Consider the following 17,935-nt stretch of genomic DNA (forward strand, 5'->3'; position numbering starts at 1 on the left):
CGATGACGACTGACACGGCCACCCGCGAGGTGCGTGGCTACGTCGTCACCCGGGCCGGGCGGATCCACTACCGCGAGATGGGCGAGGGCCCGGCCCTGCTCCTGCTCCACCAGACCCCGAGCAACGGCAGTCAGTTCGGGCCGAGCCTCCCGCTGCTGGCCCGCGGTCGCCGGGTGATCGCCGTCGACACCCCGGGCTTCGGGATGTCCGACGCCCCCTCCGAGCGGCCTGGCGACGCCGCCTACTACGCCGAGACGTTCGTCGAGGTCGCCGACGCGCTGGGGCTGGCCGAGTTCGACGTCCTCGGGCACCACACCGGCGCCACGTTCGCCCTCGAAGTGGCCGCCACCCATCCTGAGCGAGTGCGCGGGAGCGTCTTCTTCGGGCTGCTGGCCCTCAAGGACGAGGACCGCGACTTCTGGGCGAACGTGCTGCTCAAGCCGTACGAGCTGGATCGGGCGATGGACTTCGTCGACACCTTCGTGAAGCCCAAGGTGGCCGACATCGTGCCCGGCGCCGACGGGCCGCAGCTCCAGCGCGAGCTGATCGCGGCCCTGCAGGCCGGCCCCGCCTACTGGTGGGCGTACGACGCGGTCTGCCGGCACGACTCCTACGACCGGCTGGCGCGCCTGCGCGGCCGGGTGCTGTTCCTCAACGCGACGGAGGACGACCCGCTGCTGGTCACCGCCATGCGGGCGGCCGCGCCGGCCGTGCCCGGCCACGTCTGGACCGACGTCGAGGGGCATCCCGCGTTCCACTTCCGCGAGCCGCGCGCCTACACGGCCGCCGTCGACGCGTTCCTCGGAGGCGTCCGATGAGCCTCGGATCGGTGCTCGAAGCGGTGGTCGCCAGCCGCGACACGGCGGCGGCCGCCCGGTTCCTGAGCGAGGCGTTCGGCTGGGAGGTCCTCGGCAGCGGCCAGGACTGGACGCTCACGGGCCTGCCGGGCTCCCCGGCCGGACGGGTCCGGCTGGTCGCCGCCGAGGAGGACGTACGGCTGCCTGAGCCGGTGTTCTGGGAGCCGGGGCCGCGCCTGCTGGGCATCTACTCGACCGACCTCGATCGGACCGAGGAGCAGGTCACGCGCGCCGGCGGCCGGGTCGGCCCGATCGCCACCTTCGATGCCGGGCTCTCCACGCCGCTGCGCGAGCGGCTCGCGTGGGGACCGGACGACCTGCTGTGGACGATCCCCGACTACGAGCCGCGGCTGCCCACTCCCGCCATCGAACGCGACCCGAGCCGGGTCCACGGCGAGCTGCACTCGGCGGTCATCGTGGTCGAGCGGATGGACTCCGCCCTGGAGTTCTTCGTGACCGCGGGCGGCATGGACGTCGTCTTCGACGGCGAGGTGGGCGGGCCGGAGATCGAGGCCCAGCTCGGGCTCGCGCCAGGCGTGACGTTGCGCAACGCCGTGCTCGGCGGCGACGACCTGGCCCCGGCGCGGCTCGAGCTCGTCCAGGTCTTCGGCGCCGAGCCGCCGCCCCCGGTTCGCCGTCGCATCGGCCTGCGCGAGCTGGTCTTCGGCTGTGACGACCCCGCCACGACCATGGACGCCCTTCTGCGGGCGGGCGGGACCCGGCGCGGCCCTGCCCGGCTCGGCGGTCCGGGAGGCGTCGACCTGACGTTCCGTGTGATCTGACGCCTTACGTTCCGGCTGCTCTGACACCTCGTTCAGGCGTTGCGACGACCCGGAGGAGGACCTGGGCGGCCGGCGAGGCCGGCCGCCCAGGCGTGCTCAGAGACTCGCCGGAGCCCACGGCAGGGGCGCGCCGGCGTACTTGTGGGCACGCACGTCTCCCGACCGCGCATGCCCCTCGAAGAACTCCACGCGAGCCGCCCGCCCGCACAGCTCGCCGAGCGCGGCGCTGGAGGCCCGGTCGACGACCTCCTGGTACGTCACGGTCTTGAGGTACTTGCCGACCCACAGGCCACCGGTGTAGTTGGCCGCGCCACGCGTCGGCAGCGTGTGGTTGGTGCCGATGACCTTGTCGCCGTAGGAGACGCAGGTCCCCTCGCCCAGGAAGAGCGCACCGTAGTTGCGCATCCTGTCGAGCGCCTCACGCGGTGACTCGGTGAGGATCTGTACGTGCTCCGAGGCGTACCGGTCGGCCAGCGCGTACGCCTCGTCGAGGTCGGCCACCACCACGACCTCGCCGTGGTCGCGCCAGGCCGGCCCGGCGAAGTCCGCCGTCGGCATGTCGACCAGGAGCTCCTCGACCAGCTCGATCACCCGGCGGCCGAGCGCCTCGGAGGTGGTGATCAGCACCGCGGGGGAGTCAGGGCCGTGCTCGGCCTGGCTGAGGAGGTCGACGGCGACCACGAACGGGTCGGCGTACTCGTCGGCGATGATCAGGATCTCGGTGGGGCCGGCGAACAGGTCGATGCCGACCTCCCCGAACAGCTGCCGCTTGGCCTCGGCCACGTAGGCGTTGCCCGGCCCGGCCAGCAGGTCGACCTTGCCGATCGTCTCGGTGCCGATGGCCATCGCGGCCACGGCCTGGGTGCCGCCCAGCAGCAGGATCTCGTCGGCGCCCGCGAGGTGCAGGGCGGTGACGGTGGCGGCGGGGATCTCGCCGTGGATCGGCGGGGTGCAGGCGATCACCCGCTCCACGCCCGCGACCTTGGCGGTCACGACCGTCATGTGCGCGGAGGCGACGAGCGGGTAGCGCCCGCCGGGCACGTACGCGCCGGCCGTGGCGACGGGGATGTTCTTCTGGCCGAGGAACACGCCGGGCTCGGTCTCGACCTCGAAGTCACGCAGCGAGTCCTTCTGGTGTTGCGCGAACGCGCGCACTCTCGCCTGCACGGCGTGGATGTCGGCGATCACCTGGTCGGGGACGGACGCGACGATCTTCTCGATCTGGCCGGCGTCGAGGCGGAACCGCTCCGGTGACCAGTTGTCGAACTTCTCGGAGTATGCGCGCACCGCGGCGTCGCCGCGCCGGCGGACATCGTCGATCACACCGGTGACGGTCGTGCGGACGGCCTCGAGCCGCGCCGCATCCTGATTCGCGCCGATGGCGGACTTGAGGTGCTGGGACATGACTGCCTCTCGTATGGGGGCGGGGGGTTCACGGTACTTTGCATACGTATACTTGTCCAAGGTCGGCCCGAAACCTGGCCCGAAAGCCGGGCCCGAAAGCCGGGCCCGAAAACCTGGCCTGAAGCCGGGCCTGAAGGCCGGCACGAGGTCCGGGTCGCGTTCAGGAACGAAAGGGGCGTAGGCGAGTGCCGAAGAAGGTGACCAGTTTCGACGTCGCCCAGCTGGCCGGCGTCTCCCAGCCGACCGTGTCCCGGGCCCTGCGCAACGTCCCCGGCATCTCGCCCGAGACCCGCGAACGGGTCATGCGCGCCGCCCGCGAGCTGGCGTACATCCCGAGCGAGGCCGGCCGCACGCTGTCGATGCGCACCACCAGGCGCATCGCGGTGGTCACCGAGGAGCTGACCAACCCCTACTACCCGGAGCTGGTCGAGCCGCTGCGCCGCCACCTGGCCCGGCACGACTTCCGCACCGTGGTCGTGACCGACAACGTCGAGGGCCCCATCGGGCTGGAGGCACTGGCCGACGGCTCCTACGACGGCGTCATCCTCACCACGACGCGACGCCGTTCCACGCTGCCCCGGGACCTCGCCGAACGCGGCATCCCGCACGTCCTGGCCAACCGGTTGCTCGACCGGGCCGAGTCCGACAGTTGCGGGTTCGACAACCAGGGTGGCGCGACGGCCATCGGCGACCTGCTGGTCGAGCTGGGGCACGAGCGCGTCGGCGCCGTCCAGGGCCCCGCGGCCACGTCCACCGGTCAGGAGCGTGCCGACGGTCTCGACCGCGCGCTGCGCCGCCACGGCGTCCACCCGTGGCACGAGCTCACCAGGCGGGTCGACTTCACCCACGACGCGGGGCGGGCCGCAGCCCTTGACCTGCTCTCCAGGCCCGACCGTCCTACGGCGATCGTCTGCGGCAACGACGTGGTCGCGTTCGGCGTGCTGTCGGCGGCGCGCGAGCTGGGCCTCACCGTCCCGGCGGACCTGACCGTGATCGGCTTCGACGACATCCCGATGGCCGCGTGGCCGCTGATCGGCCTGACGACGGTGCACTGCGACCTCGACCTGCTCGCCCGCATGGCGGTCGACCTGCTGCTCCGCCACGACCGTTCGCCGGACGAGCGGCCGGCAGAGCACCGCGTCCCCACCCGGCTGGTGCTCCGGTCGACACACGGTCCGCCGTGACGCCGGCAGGCCGGTGACCTCCGGCTGACCGGCATGGATCGTTCCAGATGACGCGAAGGGATCCGGACAAGGATGGAAAGCATGGTTCAGGGGCCCAGGCGTGGGGTCGGGATCGCCCTGGGGCAGCCCAGCGTGAGCGCGGCCGAAGCGCTTCGCGTCGGGATCGCCGCCGACCGGGCCGGCGCCACCATGATCGGGGTGGGCGACGGCTTCACCGACGCGGTCGCCACGCTGGGCGCGCTGAGCACGGTGACGGAGCAGGCCACGCTCATGGCCACCGTGGCGACCTGGACCCGCACCCCGATCGCCACGGCCGTGGCCGTGTCGGCCCTGCAGGGGCTGTCCGGCGGGCGCGTGGCGGTGGCGTTCGGGGCGATGCCCAAGGCCTGGAGCGAGGACTGGCACGGCGTCGACCACACCAGGCCGGTCGCGCGCATGCGCGACTTCATCGGCGCGGTCCGCCAGGCCTACGAGGCTCCGGACGGTGTGCCGCGCGATCACGACGGGCCGTTCTACCGGTTCGCCGGCTACCGCCGCCTGGCGCCGCCGACCGGCCATCCGCTGCGGGTGTGGATCGCGGCCACCGGCGCCAAGATGACCGAGCTGGGCGGCGAGGCGGCCGACGGCCTGCTGATGAACGTCATGTGCTCCCCGGAATGGGTCCGTGAGACGTCGCTTCCCGCCATCGCCCGGGGCGCGGCCTCGGCACGGCGCGCTTCGCCGGTCGGCCGGGCCGCCATGGTCTACACCGCGATCGGCGACGATGAGCAGGAGGCGATCGACCGGGCGCGACCGGGCATCGCCTTCTACTTCAGGACCCCGTACTTCCACGACGTCCTGCGGTGGCACGGGTTCGAACGCGAGCTCGCCGCGGGCCTCGACGCGATGGCGCGCGGCGACGAGGACGCCCTGGTGGCGTCCGTCAGCGACGAGATGGTCACCACCTTCAGCCTGGCCGGTTCGCGGCGATCTGTGCTGGACCGGCTGCGCGTCCACGCCGCTATCTACGACTGGATCGAGCTCGCGCCGCCGGTCGGCCTCGACGAGCCGACGACGGTCGGGCTGCTGGAGCAGATCGTCGCCGCCATCCCCGACATGAACGACGTGTTCCTCCACTGAACGTTCCTCCACTGAACGTTCCTTCACCGAACGTTTCTCCACTGAAAGGCCCTGTCATGACCGAGACCACCACCACCGCCGAGCGACAGGAACTCGCCCGGCTCCGGCAGCTGATCACCACCCTGTTCGAGAACTTCGGCAACGGCGACATCGACGCCATGGAGACATTGCTGGCCGACGACTGCACACTGTGGGACCTGTTCGTCCCCGACCTGGTCGTGGGCCGGCAGCAGCGGCTCGATTTCCATGAGACCGACCGGGCCCAGTCGAAGGCCCGGGGCGAATTCGCGTGGAACATCACCTTCGTCCGCGAGGAGATGTGGGGTGATGTGGCGCTCCTGTGCTACTACTTCGACTTCACCTACGGCGAGCCGAATGCCATGTCGGCGTCCGTGCGCATCACCGATCTGCTCCGCCGGCGCGACGGCGAATGGAAGATCGTCCACCACCACGAGGGCCGCACTCCCGAACCTCCGTCCTTCCCGCACTGACCCCCGCCAGATCGGTCATCGCCGGACAAGTGGTCTATCCCAGGACGCGGGCGGGGCGTAAGATCAACGCCGATGTCAGGCGCGAAGCCTGCTCGTCCGCGTCCCCCGGTTCCCGCCCGCACGGGCCGGTGAGAAAGGCCCGTGCCTGCGACTCGTCACCCTCCAGGAGTAGCCATGCGGAAGGCAGTCGTCACCGGCAGCACCAAGGGAATCGGCTTCGCGCTCGCCCGCGAACTGCTCCGGCTCGGACACTCCGTGGTCGTCTCGGGCCGCACCCAGGCGGCCGTGGACGACGCCGTCGAGCGGCTCCGGCCGGAAGCGACCGGAGCGGCCACGGTCCACGGGCTCGCCGTGGACGTCACCGACCCCGAGCAGGTCGAGAAGCTGTGGACCGCGGCGGTCGACGCGCTCGGCGGGGTCGACCTGTGGATCAACAACGCCGGCGTCGCCCACACCACCCGTTCCATCGTCGAGACCACCCCCGACGACGTCCGCGCGATGGTCACCACGAACATGCTCGGCACCGTGTACGGCTCCCAGGTCGCGGTCCGGGGTATGCGAGCCCACGGCGGCGGCCAGATCTTCAACATCCTCGGCGGCGGCAGCGACGGCCGGATCCGCCCGGGCATGGGCGTCTACTCTGCCACCAAGCGCGGCCTCGACTCGTTCACCCGGGCGCTGGCCAAGGAGGTCGCCGGGACCGGCGTGCGGATCGGGCAGGTCAGACCCGGCATCCTCATCACCGAGGGCTGGCTGCGGGAGGCCGCCGTCGCCCCGGAGCTGGTGGCGAAGCAGCGCAAGGTGCTCAACATCCTGTGCGACCACGTCGACGACGTCGCGCCCTACCTGGTCGACAGGATGCTGGCCAGCACCAGGAACGGCGACGCCGTCGCATGGCTCACCACCGGCCGGATGACCAGGAAGTTTCTCGCGCCGCGCAGGCGAGACGTGCTCAGCCGCTACGGCCTGTGACCCCCCTCGCGTCGAAGGAGCACCACCGGCTTCGACGACGGATACCCCCCATCCGTATGATGAGGAGCCGACCACCAAGGAGGCTCCACGTGTCTCACGACAGCCACCACCCCCCTCCCCATGACCATGACGCCGCCAGTTCCGGCGCGTCCTGGGCGATGGCGGCGCAGGCGACCCTGCACTGCCTGACCGGGTGCGCCATCGGCGAGGTGCTCGGCATGGTCATCGGCACGTCGGCCGGCCTGAGCAACCTCGCGACCGTGGTGCTGTCGGTGGCGCTGGCGTTCGTCTTCGGTTACGCGCTCACCATGCGCGGCGTGCTGCGCGCCGGAGTCGGGCTGCGCACCGCGCTGAAGGTCGCGCTGGCCGCCGACACCATCTCCATCGCCATCATGGAGGTGCTCGACAACACGGTGATGCTCGTCGTGCCCGGGGCGATGGACGCCGGCGTCACCAGCGTGCTCTTCTGGGGCGCGCTGGCAGGCTCCCTGCTCGTGGCGTTCCTGCTCACCACCCCGGTGAACAAGTGGCTGATCTCACGAGGCAAGGGGCACGCCGTGACGCACCAGTACCATCACGGCCACTGACCGCGCTCAGCCCACGCGGATGGGGAGGGTGCGCGGGCCGCGCACCTGACCCGTGGCCCACGTCACCGGCGCCGAGTCCGAAAGACCGAAGACCGGGAAGCGCTCCAGCCAGACCTCCAGGGCGACCCGCAACTCCATGCGCGCCAGGTGCGACCCCACGCAACGATGGATGCCGAGGCCGAACGCGGCGTGCCGGTTGACCTCGCGGTCGATGACGACGTCGGCCGCCCGGTCGAACTGCGCGGGATCCCGGTTGGCGGCCGGGAACGACAGCAGGATCCAGTCGTCGGCTTTCATGTCGACGCCGCCCCAGTGCATGTCCTCCTTGACCAGCCGGGCCATCGTGACCGGCGCGTAGGCGCGCAGCAGCTCCTCCATCGCGGTCGGCAGCAGCTCCGGCTCGGCCACCAGCCGCTCGCGGTCGGCGGGAGTCTTCGCCAGATGCCAGAGAGAAGCGCCGATGGCGCTCCAGGTCGTGTCGATGCCGGCGATGAGCAGCAGCGCCATCGTGCCGGCCACGTGCGACTGCTCCAGTTTCCGGCCGTGCAGCTCCACGTTGACGAGGTAGGTCGTGAGGTCGTCGCGCGGGTGGTCGACATGGTCGCGGATCTGCGTGAGCAGATAGTCGAACAGCTTCTCCATCCGGGGGATGCGCACCTCGGGCGGAGCGTTGACGCCTTCGAGCGCGTTCTCGACGAACTCACGGAACCGCGGCCCGTCCTCGGGCGGGAAGCCGAGCAGGTCGGCGATGACGCGCATCGGGATGTGCTGGGCGTAGTCGCGGGCGGCGTCGACGACCTCCTGCCCCTCCAGCGCGTCGATGAGCGAGTGGCAGAACGCCCGGGTCTCCGCCTCCCGCCGGGCCACCGCGGTCTTGGTGAACGCCGGCAGCAGGAGCTTGCGCGCGTGGTGGTGGAAGGGCGGGTCGGAGGAGATCGGCGGCACGCTGCCCACCGGCGCCAGTTCGAGAGGCGGCCGGACGTTGCTCACGATGATCGCGCGCGAGGAGAAGCGCTCGGTGTCGTAGGCGATGGCCGCGACGTCCTCGTAGCGGGTCGGCAACCAGGCGCCGCCGAACCGCTCGGTGCGCGCGATCGGGCAGCGCTGCCGCAGGTCGTCCTGGATGGGGTACGGGTCGGCCGCCCATTCGGGCTCCGCGTGGGAGAAGTCGGTCGCCCAGTCGGAGACCGGGCCGGTGATGATCTCGTTGCGGATGCCGAGGGGCCGGTCCTCCAGCGCCTCCCGGTAGTCCTGGCCGAAGCGATCGTCGACGGTCATGGTGGCTCCTAGAGGATCTCGATCGCTCGTTCGGGACAGTTGGACACCGCCAGGCGCGCGGGCCGCTCCTCGCTGGGCGGCACGGAGCCATCGCCGATGACCTGCCCGTAGCCCTCGTCGTCCTCGCCGAACAGGTCGGGGGCGAGGTCGTAGCAGCGGCCGTGTCCCTGGCATCGCTCAGCGTCGATCCGTACCTTCACTGCGGTGCTCCCGTCGGTGCTGTGGTGTCGGTCGGAGCGAGGGCGCCGACGATCCGGGTGAGCAACGAGGTCCACTCCTCGTCGTCCACGGCGTGCAGGTCGGGGGTGACCAGCGCGCTGCCCATCGCCAGCAGCAGGCAGAAGTGGGCGAGCGCGTCCGGCGACAGCGTGGTGTCGAGCTCGCCCGCGGCCTGGCCGACGTGGACCAGTCCGGCGAGCCAGTCGGCGCGTTCGCCGATGTAGTCGCGCATCGGCCGGGCCACGTCCTGGTCGCGGCGGGCCGCGACCAGCGCCTCGACGATGAGATAGCCGGCGGCCTCGCGACGGTGGGGCAGCCGGCGGCCGACGTCGACGAGCAGGTCGGCGATCGGCCGGTCGGGTTCGGCGGCGAACAGCCGGGCCAGCAGACGCGGCCCGTGCGCGCGCAGCGCGGCCACCAGCAGCTCGGCCTTCGAGCCGAAGTGCGCGTACAGCGCGCCGTTGCTCACCCCCGCCGCGGCGGCGATGTCGGCCACGCGCGTACCGTCGTAGCCACGCTCCGCGAACCCGTCGGCGGCAGCCTGCAGTAGCCGTTCACGGGTCTCGGCGGCGGTGACCCCTGCGATACGCGCCATATGCGAATTAAAAGAGCGTTCATTTCCTCCGTCAAGAGCTCGTGAGGTGTGCGAGCCGACGCCACTGGTCGAGTGGGAGAGTGGCTGGATTCGCGGGCAGCGCCTGGAGGCACACATGGTCGGCACCTGCTGCCAGGTGAGCGCTGACCCGCGCCGCGATCTCCTCGTCGCCGATCGCCACCAGCGCGTCGACCAGGCGATCGCTTCCGCCATCGGCGAAGTCGACGTCGTCGAACCCGAGCCGCCGCCAGCTGGCCCGGTACGGCACGCCGGGAAGGTAGCCGGCGATGTGGGCGCGCGCCCTGGCCCGCGCCTCGTCGGCGCTCACTCCGGTCACCACGGCCTGTTCGACGATCAGGGCACGGTCCGGCCCCAGCACCGCGCGGGCATCGGCTGTGTGTTCCGGCGTGACCAAATAGGAGAACGCGCCGGCAGATCGGTCCCGCGCCAGTTCGAGGGCTCGGGGGCCCAGCGCGGCGAGCACCCGGGGTGCCTGGGACGCCGGACCGCTGTCGACTGCGGCCAGTTCGAGTATGGGATCGGGCTCGTCCAGGCGGTCAAGGTGTTCGCGCAGCGCCGTCAAAGGCCGCTCGTAGCGCAGGCCCAGCACGCCCTCGACCAGCCGGGCGTGGGACGTGCCGAGTCCCAGCACGAACCGGCCGGGATGGGCGTCGAGCAGCGCCCGCGCCTGCGACCTGATCACCCGGGGGTGACGCCCCCAGATCACCGCGATGCCCGTTCCTACGATCAGCGAAGCGGTGGCGCCCAGCAGTGTGGACGCCTCCATGAACGGGTCACGGACCAGCCCTTCGCTCAGCCACAGTGCGCCGTAGCCGAGCGTCTCGACCTCCGCGGCGACCTCGGCGGCCGCGGCCGGTGACCTCAGGTCCATGCCGGGCACCCACAGTCCCACTGCGCCGATGAACGGCAGAGTCGGCCTCATGAACGAGCTCCTCACTAAAATCCGGAGTGGAGCTCCGTATAGTACCGGAGTGCCACTCCGTTACGACAGGGAGAGGGAACGACGTGATGACCGGACACCCCCGACGCAGTGACGCGCGGCGCAACCGAGCACGTTTGATCGAGGCGGCGACTGCGCTCTTCGACGAGGTCGGCGTCGACACGGCCGCGATGAACGACATCGCCCGCCGCGCGGGAGTGGGGCCGGGCACGCTGTGGCGCCACTTTCCTGACAAGGAGGCGCTGACGGCCGAAATCGTCGGCCAAAGCCTGGACGGCCTCGCCGCGCTGGCCATCGAACTGCTCGACGAGCCGGAATCACGGGACATCCTGCGTGAGTGGGTCTCCGCCCTCGTGCGGCACATCATCCGGTACCGCGGGATCGCCACCAGTTACGCGCGGGCAACGCGCACGGGGGACGGGCCGCTGGGCGCCCGCTGCCTGGCCGTCGAACAGGCCGCCACCGAGTTGCTGCGACACGCACGAGCCCGCAGCCAGGCACGAACCGACCTGACCGGCTCCGAACTCATCGAGTTGGCTACGGCCGTCGCCTGGGTCAACGAGATGACCGCCCCGCCAGACACCGCCGAACGCCTCCTCGACCTGGTCTTCGAGGGCCTGCGTCCACGCTGAACCGGATCACCGACGAGGCCACCGGGTGCAGTGGCGTACCCCACCCCCACCAGCGGCAGGAACCACACCACCCCGAACACCCCCTGCGACGCCCGTCCGAGCCCGCCCTCCGTGTCCCCGGCCAGCAGCGGGACGAGGACCACCACCAGCACGCCGACGACCAGTGCCTTCACCAGGTGCGCCGGCGCCAGCCACGCCACCAGCGGTGACGCGGCCACCACTGTCACGAGTGCCACGCGGTCGGCCACGGCCGACTTCAGCAATCCGCCGTACTCCAGAGCGCACACGATCCCCGCCGCCACGGCCAGCGCGGCGGCCCCGCCGCGACCGGCGTACAGGGCGGCGCCGTTGGCGGCTACGAGGTAGACGTTGTCGCCGTCGAGCGCGTCTGTCAGACGTTCGGCCTGGTTGGGGGCGTGCTGGCCAAGCTCGCGCGCGTAAACCTCGTGCCGCAGCCGCTAGATCCACTCACGGTCGTCTGCTGTCCCTGGACGTATTTCCAGCATGGTCATGCCTTGTACGACGTACGCAACAACAAGCCGGTTTTGTAGGGACGCACTTCCTTCCTCGTCGGCTGGCATACTTCTCCGACTGCTACGGCTTGCCCTGTCCTGGCCGGCCCTGTCGGTCGAGGTCGAGGATCGGCGGGCCCCATAGAGATCGAGGATCGGCAGGGCTCAATAGAGGTCGGGACCCGGCGGGCCACCTGGGCGATTGGCGGGCCGGCGCGGAAGGGGAGGCGCCTCTGGTTCACGACCGGCACACGCTGGCGGCGATGAACCGTCCCGCCTCGGGTGCGCTGGCGCGCAGGCCGTAATCCGCTTCCAGCCGCAGGTTGCGGAGCACCGAAAGGTATACGGCCCCCACCATCTCGACGAGCAGCGCCGGGTCGTAGTCGGTCCGCACGTCGCCTTGTTCGAGGCCGGCGTCGATGATCCTGCGCAACTGCTCGTGGAAGAGCACACTGCGGACGGCCGTGATCTCTCGGCTGTCGGCCCGCTCCAGCTCGTAGGCCACCATCGCGAGGTATCCCGGCCGCCGGTCGACGGCCTCGACAAGGTCGGTGAAGAGCAGGAGGACGCGCTCCTCGGTCGACGCCGGCTGCGCGAGGGCTTCGGTGATCAGGGAGCCGAGGTTTCCGACCTGCTCCTCCCAGAGGGCGATGAGAAGGTCATCCTTGGTGGCGAAGTAGTTGAAGAACGTCGAGCGCGAGATCCGGGCGGCCGACGCGAGATCAACCGCGGTGGTGCCCTCGACGCCGCGCTCGAGGAAGAGCTTCTTGGCCGCGTCAAGGACCCTGGTCCGGGTCTCTCGCCGGTTCTGCTCGCGCCGTCCGGTCACTACTTGAGTCACACCTCCGCCCCGGCGCGGGTCGCCAGTGAGGCGGAATGGTACCGCGCGGAGAAGTCTGTCTTGGTGAGCGGGACCACAGCGCTGGCGCGACTGTGATCTGCACTACAAATTGGACCGCCGTCCAACCTCCAGTCCCGATGGACGGTTCCCCTCGGAGGAATAGTCATGACCCAGTTCCAGGACCCCAGGGCGTTCCGTGATCGCACGGTGGTGGTCACGGGTTCGGCATCCGGCATCGGCGCCGTGGCGGTCGAGAGGTTCCGCGCGGGCGGCGCCAAGGTCATCGGTGTCGATCGCGTCCCCACCACGGCGGCCGACCTCCACCTCGTCGGTGATCTCAGCACCAGGGCCGGAGTCGAGGACATCGTCAACTACATCGCTCCGGCCATGTCCGCGGGGGCCGCGAACGCGGGTGCGGCGTGAGCGACGTGCTGATCTCCGTCAACCCGGCCACCCTCCAGGAGCTCGGCCGCACGCCGGTCACCGGACTCGACGAGCTCGACCGCCTGGACCGGGCCGCCGACCTCGCGTCACGCGACTGGCGCACCGACCGCGACCGGCGCCGGCGGATGCTGGCCGCCTGCTCGTTCACGATCATGGACCACCAGCAGGAACTGGCCGAGCTGCTCGTCCGCGAGCAGGGCAAGAGCCTGGCCGAGGCGTCCGGCGAGGTCTGGATCACCGGGCGCTGCTTCGCGCACCTGGCCCGCGTCGACTGGCCCGAGACCGAGGAGGCGGTTCCCGCGCCGGGGCGGTCCGCGCAGGTGGTGCGCCGGCCGTACGGCGTCGTCGGGGCGATCGTCCCCTGGAACTTCCCGGTGTTCCTGCTGGCGGCCAAGGCGGCGCCCGCCCTGGCCGCCGGCAACACCGTGATCGCCAAGCCGGCGGAGTCGGTGTCGCTGACGGTGACGCGGTTCGTGCAACTGCTGAACCGGGTGCTGCCCGAGGGCGTGCTCACCGTCGTCAACGGCGGCGCCGCCGTCGGCCGGGGAGTCGTCGAGCACCGGCTGGTGCGCAAGGTGTCGTTCACCGGCTCCACGGCGGTGGGCCGCGAGATCATGCGCACGGCCGCCGCGTCTGTCACGCCGGTCACGCTGGAGCTGGGCGGCAACGACCCGGCGATCGTGCTCGAAGACGCCGACGTCGCGGACGCGGCGGCCAGGCTCGCCGCCTCGGCCTTCTTCAACGCGGGCCAGATGTGCGTCGCGCCGAAGCGCGCCTACGTGCCCGACCGCCTGGTCGACGAGTTCTGTACGGCCTTCGCCGCCGCCATGGGGGCCATGAGGGTGGGCGACCCGGCGCAGCCCGGCGTCACCATGGGCCCCGTCCACAACCGCGCGCAGCTGGACGTGGTGCGGACCCTGCTGAACAAGGCGCTCGCGGACGGGGCGACGCTGGTCAAGGGAGGACAGCGGGGCACGGACCTACCCGGACACTTCCTGGAACCGACGCTGCTGCGCGACTGCACCGACGCGATGGGCATCGTCGCGGAGGAGCAGTTCGGCCCGGTGTTCCCGGTCGTGGGCTACCACGACCTGGAGGAGGTCCTCGAAACCGTCAACGGGCAGGAGTTCGGGCTCGGCGCCTCGGTGTGGGGCGGCGACCTCGCCCGCGCGACCGAGGTCGCTGAGCGCGTCGAGGCGGGCTCGGTGTGGGTCAACCAGCACAACGCGCTGGAAGTGGAGCTGCCGTTCGGCGGGGTCAAGGGCAGCGGCTTCGGACGTGAGGGTGGTCTCGCCGGAGTGGAGGACTTCCTCCAGGTCACCGTGCTCAGCGTGAAGGACGGAGCCGGCGGCGCCACCACCCCCGCGTCGCCCCAGGAGGACATCAGCACCAGCGAGACCGACCTGGACGAGCTCCGGGTCACCCTCGGCGCCTGGCTCTCCGAGCGCATCGGCACCGACGTGCGGCTGGACGGGCTGCGCCATCCCGAGCACTCGGGGATGTCCAGCGTGTCGGTGCTGTTCGACGCGTCGTGGACCGACGGCGGCACGTCGCCTCGGGCTGAACTCGTGGCGCGACTGGCCCCGGAGGCTTCGGCGGTCCCGGTGTTCCCCGGCTACGACCTGCAGCGCCAGTACGAGGTGAAAGGTCGGCGTGCGCGAGCACTCGGAGGTGCCCGTGCCCCGGGTGCGCTGGGTGGAGTCGTCCCCCGACATCCTCGGTCAGCCGTTCCTGGTCATGGACCGGTTGACGGGATCGGTGCCGGTCGACAATCCGCCGTACGTCTTCGGCGGCTGGCTCGGCGAGCTCGACCCGGCCCGGCGACGGGAGCTCCAGGACGCCAGCGTGGACGTCCTGGCCGGCATCCACGCGATCGCGGACCCGGCCTCGAAGTTCCCGAGCCTCGCCGCGGACGCGGGGCTGCGGCGCCACTTCGAGAACGAGCGCCGTTACTACGAGTGGAGCCACCGCGACGACGGTGTGCGCATCCCGGTGCTGGAGGACGCCTTCTCCTGGATAGCGGAGCACTGGCCCGCAGCGCCCTCGGCCGACGTGCTGTGCTGGGGCGACGCCCGGATCGGCAACATCCTGTACGCCGGCACGCGGCCGGTCGGCGTGCTCGACTGGGAGTCGGCGTGGCTGGCTCCGCGCGAGCTGGACCTGGGCTGGTTCATCTTCTTCCACAGCATGTTCCAGGACATCGCCGAGGTGTTCGAGGTGCCCGGGCTGCCCGAGATGCTCCGGCGCGACGACGTGGTGGCCCGCTACGAGCGGACCGCGGGCGTCCAGGTCCAGGACCTGGACTTCTACCTCACCTACGCGGCGCTGCGGCACGGGACGGTGATGGCCCGGATCCACCGCCGCCGCATGCACTTCGGCGAGGTGGAGGCTCCCGAGGACCCGAACGAGTACGTCCTGCACCACCAGATGCTGCGGCGGCTCATCGACGGCACCTACAGCTGGAAGTGAGCCCGGCGAGCATGACCGAGCCCGAAGGGACAGGTATGACCCACCACCACGACGGGGAGCCCCGATGAAGCCCGTGCCGCTCGACGAACTGCCGGTCCACCAGGCGCCGCTGTCCATGGCGCGTGTCGCCAGCACCGACAAGAACTTCTACGACCGCTACTACTTCAACGCCCACGACCGCACCGGCGAACGGTTCCTGGTCCTGGGCTTGGGCATCTACCCCAATCTCGGGGTGATCGACGCGTTCGCCACCGTGCGCTCCGGCGACCGGCAGTGGGCGGTGCGCTTCTCCGACGCCTATGAGGCGGGCACGTTGCGCACCGAGGTCGGCGGCTTCCGGATCGAAGTGATCGAGCCCCTGCAGAAGCTGCGAGTGGTCTGCGAGCACGAGAGCCTCTCCTTCGACCTCGTCTGGGAGGGATCGTTCCCGGCGACACTGGAGGAGCGTCACATCCTCGACGCGGGGCCGCGCTCGATCCTCGACGCCACCCGGTTCGCGCAGGTCGGCAGCTGGTCCGGGAGCCTGACGTTCGACGGCGACGAGCTGCTCGTGGATCCCGGCACCTGGATGGGCAGCCGGGACCGCTCGTGGGGTATCCGCCCGGTCGGCGACGCCGACCCCGCCGGCCGGCTCGGCGAGGAGCCTACCGGCGGGCACTGGTGGACCTACGCCCCGCTCAGGTTCGACGACTACTCGCTGCTCGTCATCGTCCAGGAGAGCCCGGACGGCCATCGCACGCTCAACCACGCGACCCGCGCCTTCGCCGACGGTCGCGTCGAGCAGCTGGGATGGCCGCGCATCGAGATCACCTACCGGAGCGGCACCCGCGAACCGGAGTCCGCTCGGCTGCACCTCACCACATCTGACGGCGCGCCGCTGGTGGTGGACGTCCAGACACTCGGCTCCGTGTCGCTCACGGTCGGCGCGGGATACGGCGGTGACCCGGAATGGCAGCACGGGCAGTGGAAGGGCCGCGACTGGTCGTCAGCCACCGAGTACGACCTCACCGACCCCGGGATCGTCGGCCGGCTGCCGTACTCCACCGTCGACCACATCGCTCGGGTCACCTGTGAGGGAAGTGTCGGCTATGGCCTGTTCGAGCACGCCGTGATGGGCCGGCACGACCCGTCGGGGTTCACGGGCTGGCTCGACCTGGCTCCCTGACGGCCCGGCTTGGCTCGACGACGGGGAAGACCGTAGCCTCACCCGAGGCGCGGACGCCGCGTGATCGTGAGGATCCTCCTGAGACATCGCCCCATGGGCTGAGGGTCGGGCCGGGGAACCGGTCGTGTCTCCCGAACAGGGGAGGTGCGGCCGCATGGCCGAACGAAGGATCATCGCGGTGGTGTTGCTGGCCGGTGTCACGGCCGCCATGACGCTCGGGGCGTTGACCCCGTTCCTGGCACAGCTGAGCGACGAGTTCGCTCTCCCTTTCGCGATGACGGGCTGGTTGGCGTCCGGGGTCACCTTGGTGGCCGGGCTCACCTGTATGCCGGTGGGGCAGTGGGCGGACACGCGTCGATTGCGCGGGCCGTTCATCGCAGGGCTCCTGATACTCGCGGCGGCGGGCATGGCGTCGGCGAGCGTGAGCCACTCCGAAGCGCTGATCGTGCTCCGCGTGGGCCAGGGGGTCGGATACGCGGCCGTGGTGGTTCTGGGTCCCGCCCTGCTCGCCCGGCTGCTCCGAGCCGAGCGGGCACGGCTCGCGCTGGCTTTGTGGGGGATGTGCGTTCCGGTCGGCTTGGCCCTGGCCTCGGTGATGGGCGGGTTGCTGAGTGCTTCAGGATGGCGGGCGTCGGCGACCGCGGTTGGAGGGCTGGCGCTCGTCACGGCCGGCGTGGCGCGCCTGGCCCTGCCGGACGTCGCGGGTCGCCCTCGGCAGGCGGTTCGCGGGCGTGGTCGCGGTGTCTGGCCGCTGGCCGCGGCGTTCGCCCTGATTGCCCTGGTCGGAGTGGCCGTGGTGACCCTGTTGTCGACGTTCCTGTCCACCGTGCACGGATTGGCCGTGAGCGATGCGGGTCTGGTGACCGGGGTGGTGGCCGCGTCGAGCGCGCTCGGCAGCATGGCGGCCGGAGCGCTGCTGAACGCGGGGGTGGCGCCACAGCGGCTGCTGGCCGCGGTCATGCCCATGGCGGCAGTGGCCGCGGGTGTTCTGCTCGCCGGATCGACTGTCGTGGCGGCCCTGTCGGCGGCGGCCCTGATGGCGTTGAACGGGCTGGCCGTGTCGGCGCTGTTCGCGATGGTGCCCGTGGTCGCGGGCGACCGTACGGCCTGGGCCGCCGGCGCCCTGACCCAACTCGGCAGCCTGGGCACGCTGCTGGGGCCGCCCCTGTACGCCGCTGTCGTGGAACGAAGTGGCTGGGCGGCGCTGGTCCCGGTGACGATCCTGGTCGTGGCGGTCGGACTCGGCTGTGCCGTGGCGGCCCTGCGGCTCGCCGAACCTGGGGCCGCGAAACCAAGGTGACGGCACTGCCCCGCCGGTGGCCTTCGAGTGAACGTTTTTCAACCTCCTGGACGCGTGTCCTGATCACAGCATGATCGCGATGCTGATGTTCGGCCGATGACGCAAAGAAGCTCCTGGTAGACG

The 17,935-nt window shown here is 71.1% G+C and carries 18 protein-coding genes and 1 pseudogene; 13 read left to right on the forward strand and 6 right to left on the reverse strand.

Translation table 11 applies throughout. From position 1 onward, the window contains the following. The first annotated feature begins 2 nt into the window (after positions 1-2). Together AB0I38_RS18975 and AB0I38_RS18980 are read left to right on the forward strand one after the other, a co-directional pair. Entirely contained in the window at positions 3-818 is an 816-nt protein-coding gene (locus AB0I38_RS18975) for an alpha/beta fold hydrolase (protein ID WP_358469114.1), read from the forward strand. Beyond that, positions 815-1,639: a hypothetical protein gene (locus tag AB0I38_RS18980; RefSeq protein ID WP_358469117.1), complete on the forward strand. Its 825-nt coding sequence runs from the start codon at positions 815-817 to the stop codon at positions 1,637-1,639. Before AB0I38_RS18975 ends, AB0I38_RS18980 begins: the two co-directional genes overlap by 4 nt. Before the next feature lie 96 nt (positions 1,640-1,735). On the opposite strand, the gene hisD is transcribed toward AB0I38_RS18980, so the two are convergent. After that, positions 1,736-3,043 carry a histidinol dehydrogenase gene (gene hisD / locus AB0I38_RS18985; protein WP_358469120.1) on the reverse strand — a complete coding sequence of 436 codons (1,308 nt, stop codon included), beginning with the start codon at positions 3,041-3,043 and terminating at the stop codon, positions 1,736-1,738. Between the two features lie 185 nt (positions 3,044-3,228). Between hisD and AB0I38_RS18990 the strand changes: the two genes are divergently transcribed. The 5 genes from AB0I38_RS18990 (at position 3,229) to AB0I38_RS19010 (ending at position 7,396) form a co-directional block, all read left to right on the forward strand. Then, a complete protein-coding gene (locus AB0I38_RS18990) occupies positions 3,229-4,227 on the forward strand; it encodes a LacI family DNA-binding transcriptional regulator (RefSeq protein ID WP_358469123.1) in 999 nt (332 codons plus the stop codon). Between the two features lie 81 nt (positions 4,228-4,308). Further along, positions 4,309-5,346 carry an LLM class flavin-dependent oxidoreductase gene (locus AB0I38_RS18995; RefSeq protein ID WP_358469126.1) on the forward strand — a complete coding sequence of 346 codons (1,038 nt, stop codon included), beginning with the start codon at positions 4,309-4,311 and terminating at the stop codon, positions 5,344-5,346. A 56-nt stretch (positions 5,347-5,402) separates the two neighbouring features. Next, on the forward strand, positions 5,403-5,837 hold the full coding sequence (locus AB0I38_RS19000; RefSeq protein ID WP_358469130.1) for a YybH family protein: 435 nt from the start codon (positions 5,403-5,405) through the stop codon (positions 5,835-5,837). Positions 5,838-6,011: 174 nt separating this feature from the next. Next, on the forward strand, positions 6,012-6,809 hold the full coding sequence (locus AB0I38_RS19005) for an SDR family oxidoreductase (RefSeq protein ID WP_358469133.1): 798 nt from the start codon (positions 6,012-6,014) through the stop codon (positions 6,807-6,809). Positions 6,810-6,898: 89 nt separating this feature from the next. After that, a complete protein-coding gene (locus tag AB0I38_RS19010) occupies positions 6,899-7,396 on the forward strand; it encodes a DUF4396 domain-containing protein (protein ID WP_358469136.1) in 498 nt (165 codons plus the stop codon). Between the two features lie 6 nt (positions 7,397-7,402). Here the strand turns inward: AB0I38_RS19010 and AB0I38_RS19015 are convergent, their stop codons facing one another. The 4 genes from AB0I38_RS19015 to AB0I38_RS19030 are packed head-to-tail and all read right to left on the reverse strand — an operon-like array spanning position 7,403 to position 10,431. Further along, positions 7,403-8,674, reverse strand: coding sequence for a cytochrome P450 (locus AB0I38_RS19015; protein ID WP_358469139.1), 1,272 nt, complete (start codon positions 8,672-8,674; stop codon positions 7,403-7,405). An 8-nt stretch (positions 8,675-8,682) separates the two neighbouring features. Next, on the reverse strand, positions 8,683-8,874 hold the full coding sequence (locus tag AB0I38_RS19020) for a ferredoxin (RefSeq protein ID WP_358469142.1): 192 nt from the start codon (positions 8,872-8,874) through the stop codon (positions 8,683-8,685). Continuing rightward, on the reverse strand, positions 8,871-9,488 hold the full coding sequence (locus tag AB0I38_RS19025; RefSeq protein ID WP_358469145.1) for a TetR family transcriptional regulator: 618 nt from the start codon (positions 9,486-9,488) through the stop codon (positions 8,871-8,873). Before AB0I38_RS19025 ends, AB0I38_RS19020 begins: the two co-directional genes overlap by 4 nt. Before the next feature lie 31 nt (positions 9,489-9,519). Continuing rightward, a complete protein-coding gene (locus AB0I38_RS19030) occupies positions 9,520-10,431 on the reverse strand; it encodes a TIGR03620 family F420-dependent LLM class oxidoreductase (protein WP_358469148.1) in 912 nt (303 codons plus the stop codon). An 86-nt stretch (positions 10,432-10,517) separates the two neighbouring features. Between AB0I38_RS19030 and AB0I38_RS19035 the strand changes: the two genes are divergently transcribed. Further along, on the forward strand, positions 10,518-11,081 hold the full coding sequence (locus AB0I38_RS19035) for a TetR/AcrR family transcriptional regulator (RefSeq protein ID WP_358469153.1): 564 nt from the start codon (positions 10,518-10,520) through the stop codon (positions 11,079-11,081). A 750-nt stretch (positions 11,082-11,831) separates the two neighbouring features. On the opposite strand, the gene AB0I38_RS19040 is transcribed toward AB0I38_RS19035, so the two are convergent. Then, positions 11,832-12,434, reverse strand: coding sequence for a TetR/AcrR family transcriptional regulator (locus AB0I38_RS19040; protein ID WP_358469156.1), 603 nt, complete (start codon positions 12,432-12,434; stop codon positions 11,832-11,834). Positions 12,435-12,599: 165 nt separating this feature from the next. On the opposite strand from AB0I38_RS19040, the gene AB0I38_RS19045 reads away from it, so the two are divergent. The 5 genes and pseudogenes from AB0I38_RS19045 (at position 12,600) to AB0I38_RS19065 (ending at position 17,812) form a co-directional block, all read left to right on the forward strand. After that, positions 12,600-12,857, forward strand: a complete 258-nt coding sequence (locus AB0I38_RS19045) for a hypothetical protein (RefSeq protein WP_358469159.1) — start codon at positions 12,600-12,602, stop codon at positions 12,855-12,857. A gap of 5 nt (positions 12,858-12,862) precedes the next feature. Further along, a pseudogene (locus AB0I38_RS19050) lies at positions 12,863-14,140 on the forward strand (aldehyde dehydrogenase family protein); the annotation flags it as partial. Positions 14,141-14,531: 391 nt separating this feature from the next. Then, positions 14,532-15,347, forward strand: coding sequence for a phosphotransferase family protein (locus tag AB0I38_RS19055; RefSeq protein WP_358469162.1), 816 nt, complete (start codon positions 14,532-14,534; stop codon positions 15,345-15,347). 64 nt (positions 15,348-15,411) lie between these two features. Continuing rightward, the gene (locus tag AB0I38_RS19060; protein WP_358469165.1) at positions 15,412-16,512 is read left to right on the forward strand and encodes a hypothetical protein; all 1,101 of its coding nucleotides are present in this window, start codon (positions 15,412-15,414) and stop codon (positions 16,510-16,512) included. 154 nt (positions 16,513-16,666) lie between these two features. Further along, positions 16,667-17,812 carry an MFS transporter gene (locus tag AB0I38_RS19065; RefSeq protein WP_358469168.1) on the forward strand — a complete coding sequence of 382 codons (1,146 nt, stop codon included), beginning with the start codon at positions 16,667-16,669 and terminating at the stop codon, positions 17,810-17,812. Positions 17,813-17,935: the final 123 nt, after the last annotated feature.

It is taken from the genome of Nonomuraea cavernae (assembly GCF_040655715.1).
Lineage (GTDB): Bacteria > Actinomycetota > Actinomycetes > Streptosporangiales > Streptosporangiaceae > Nonomuraea > Nonomuraea cavernae_A.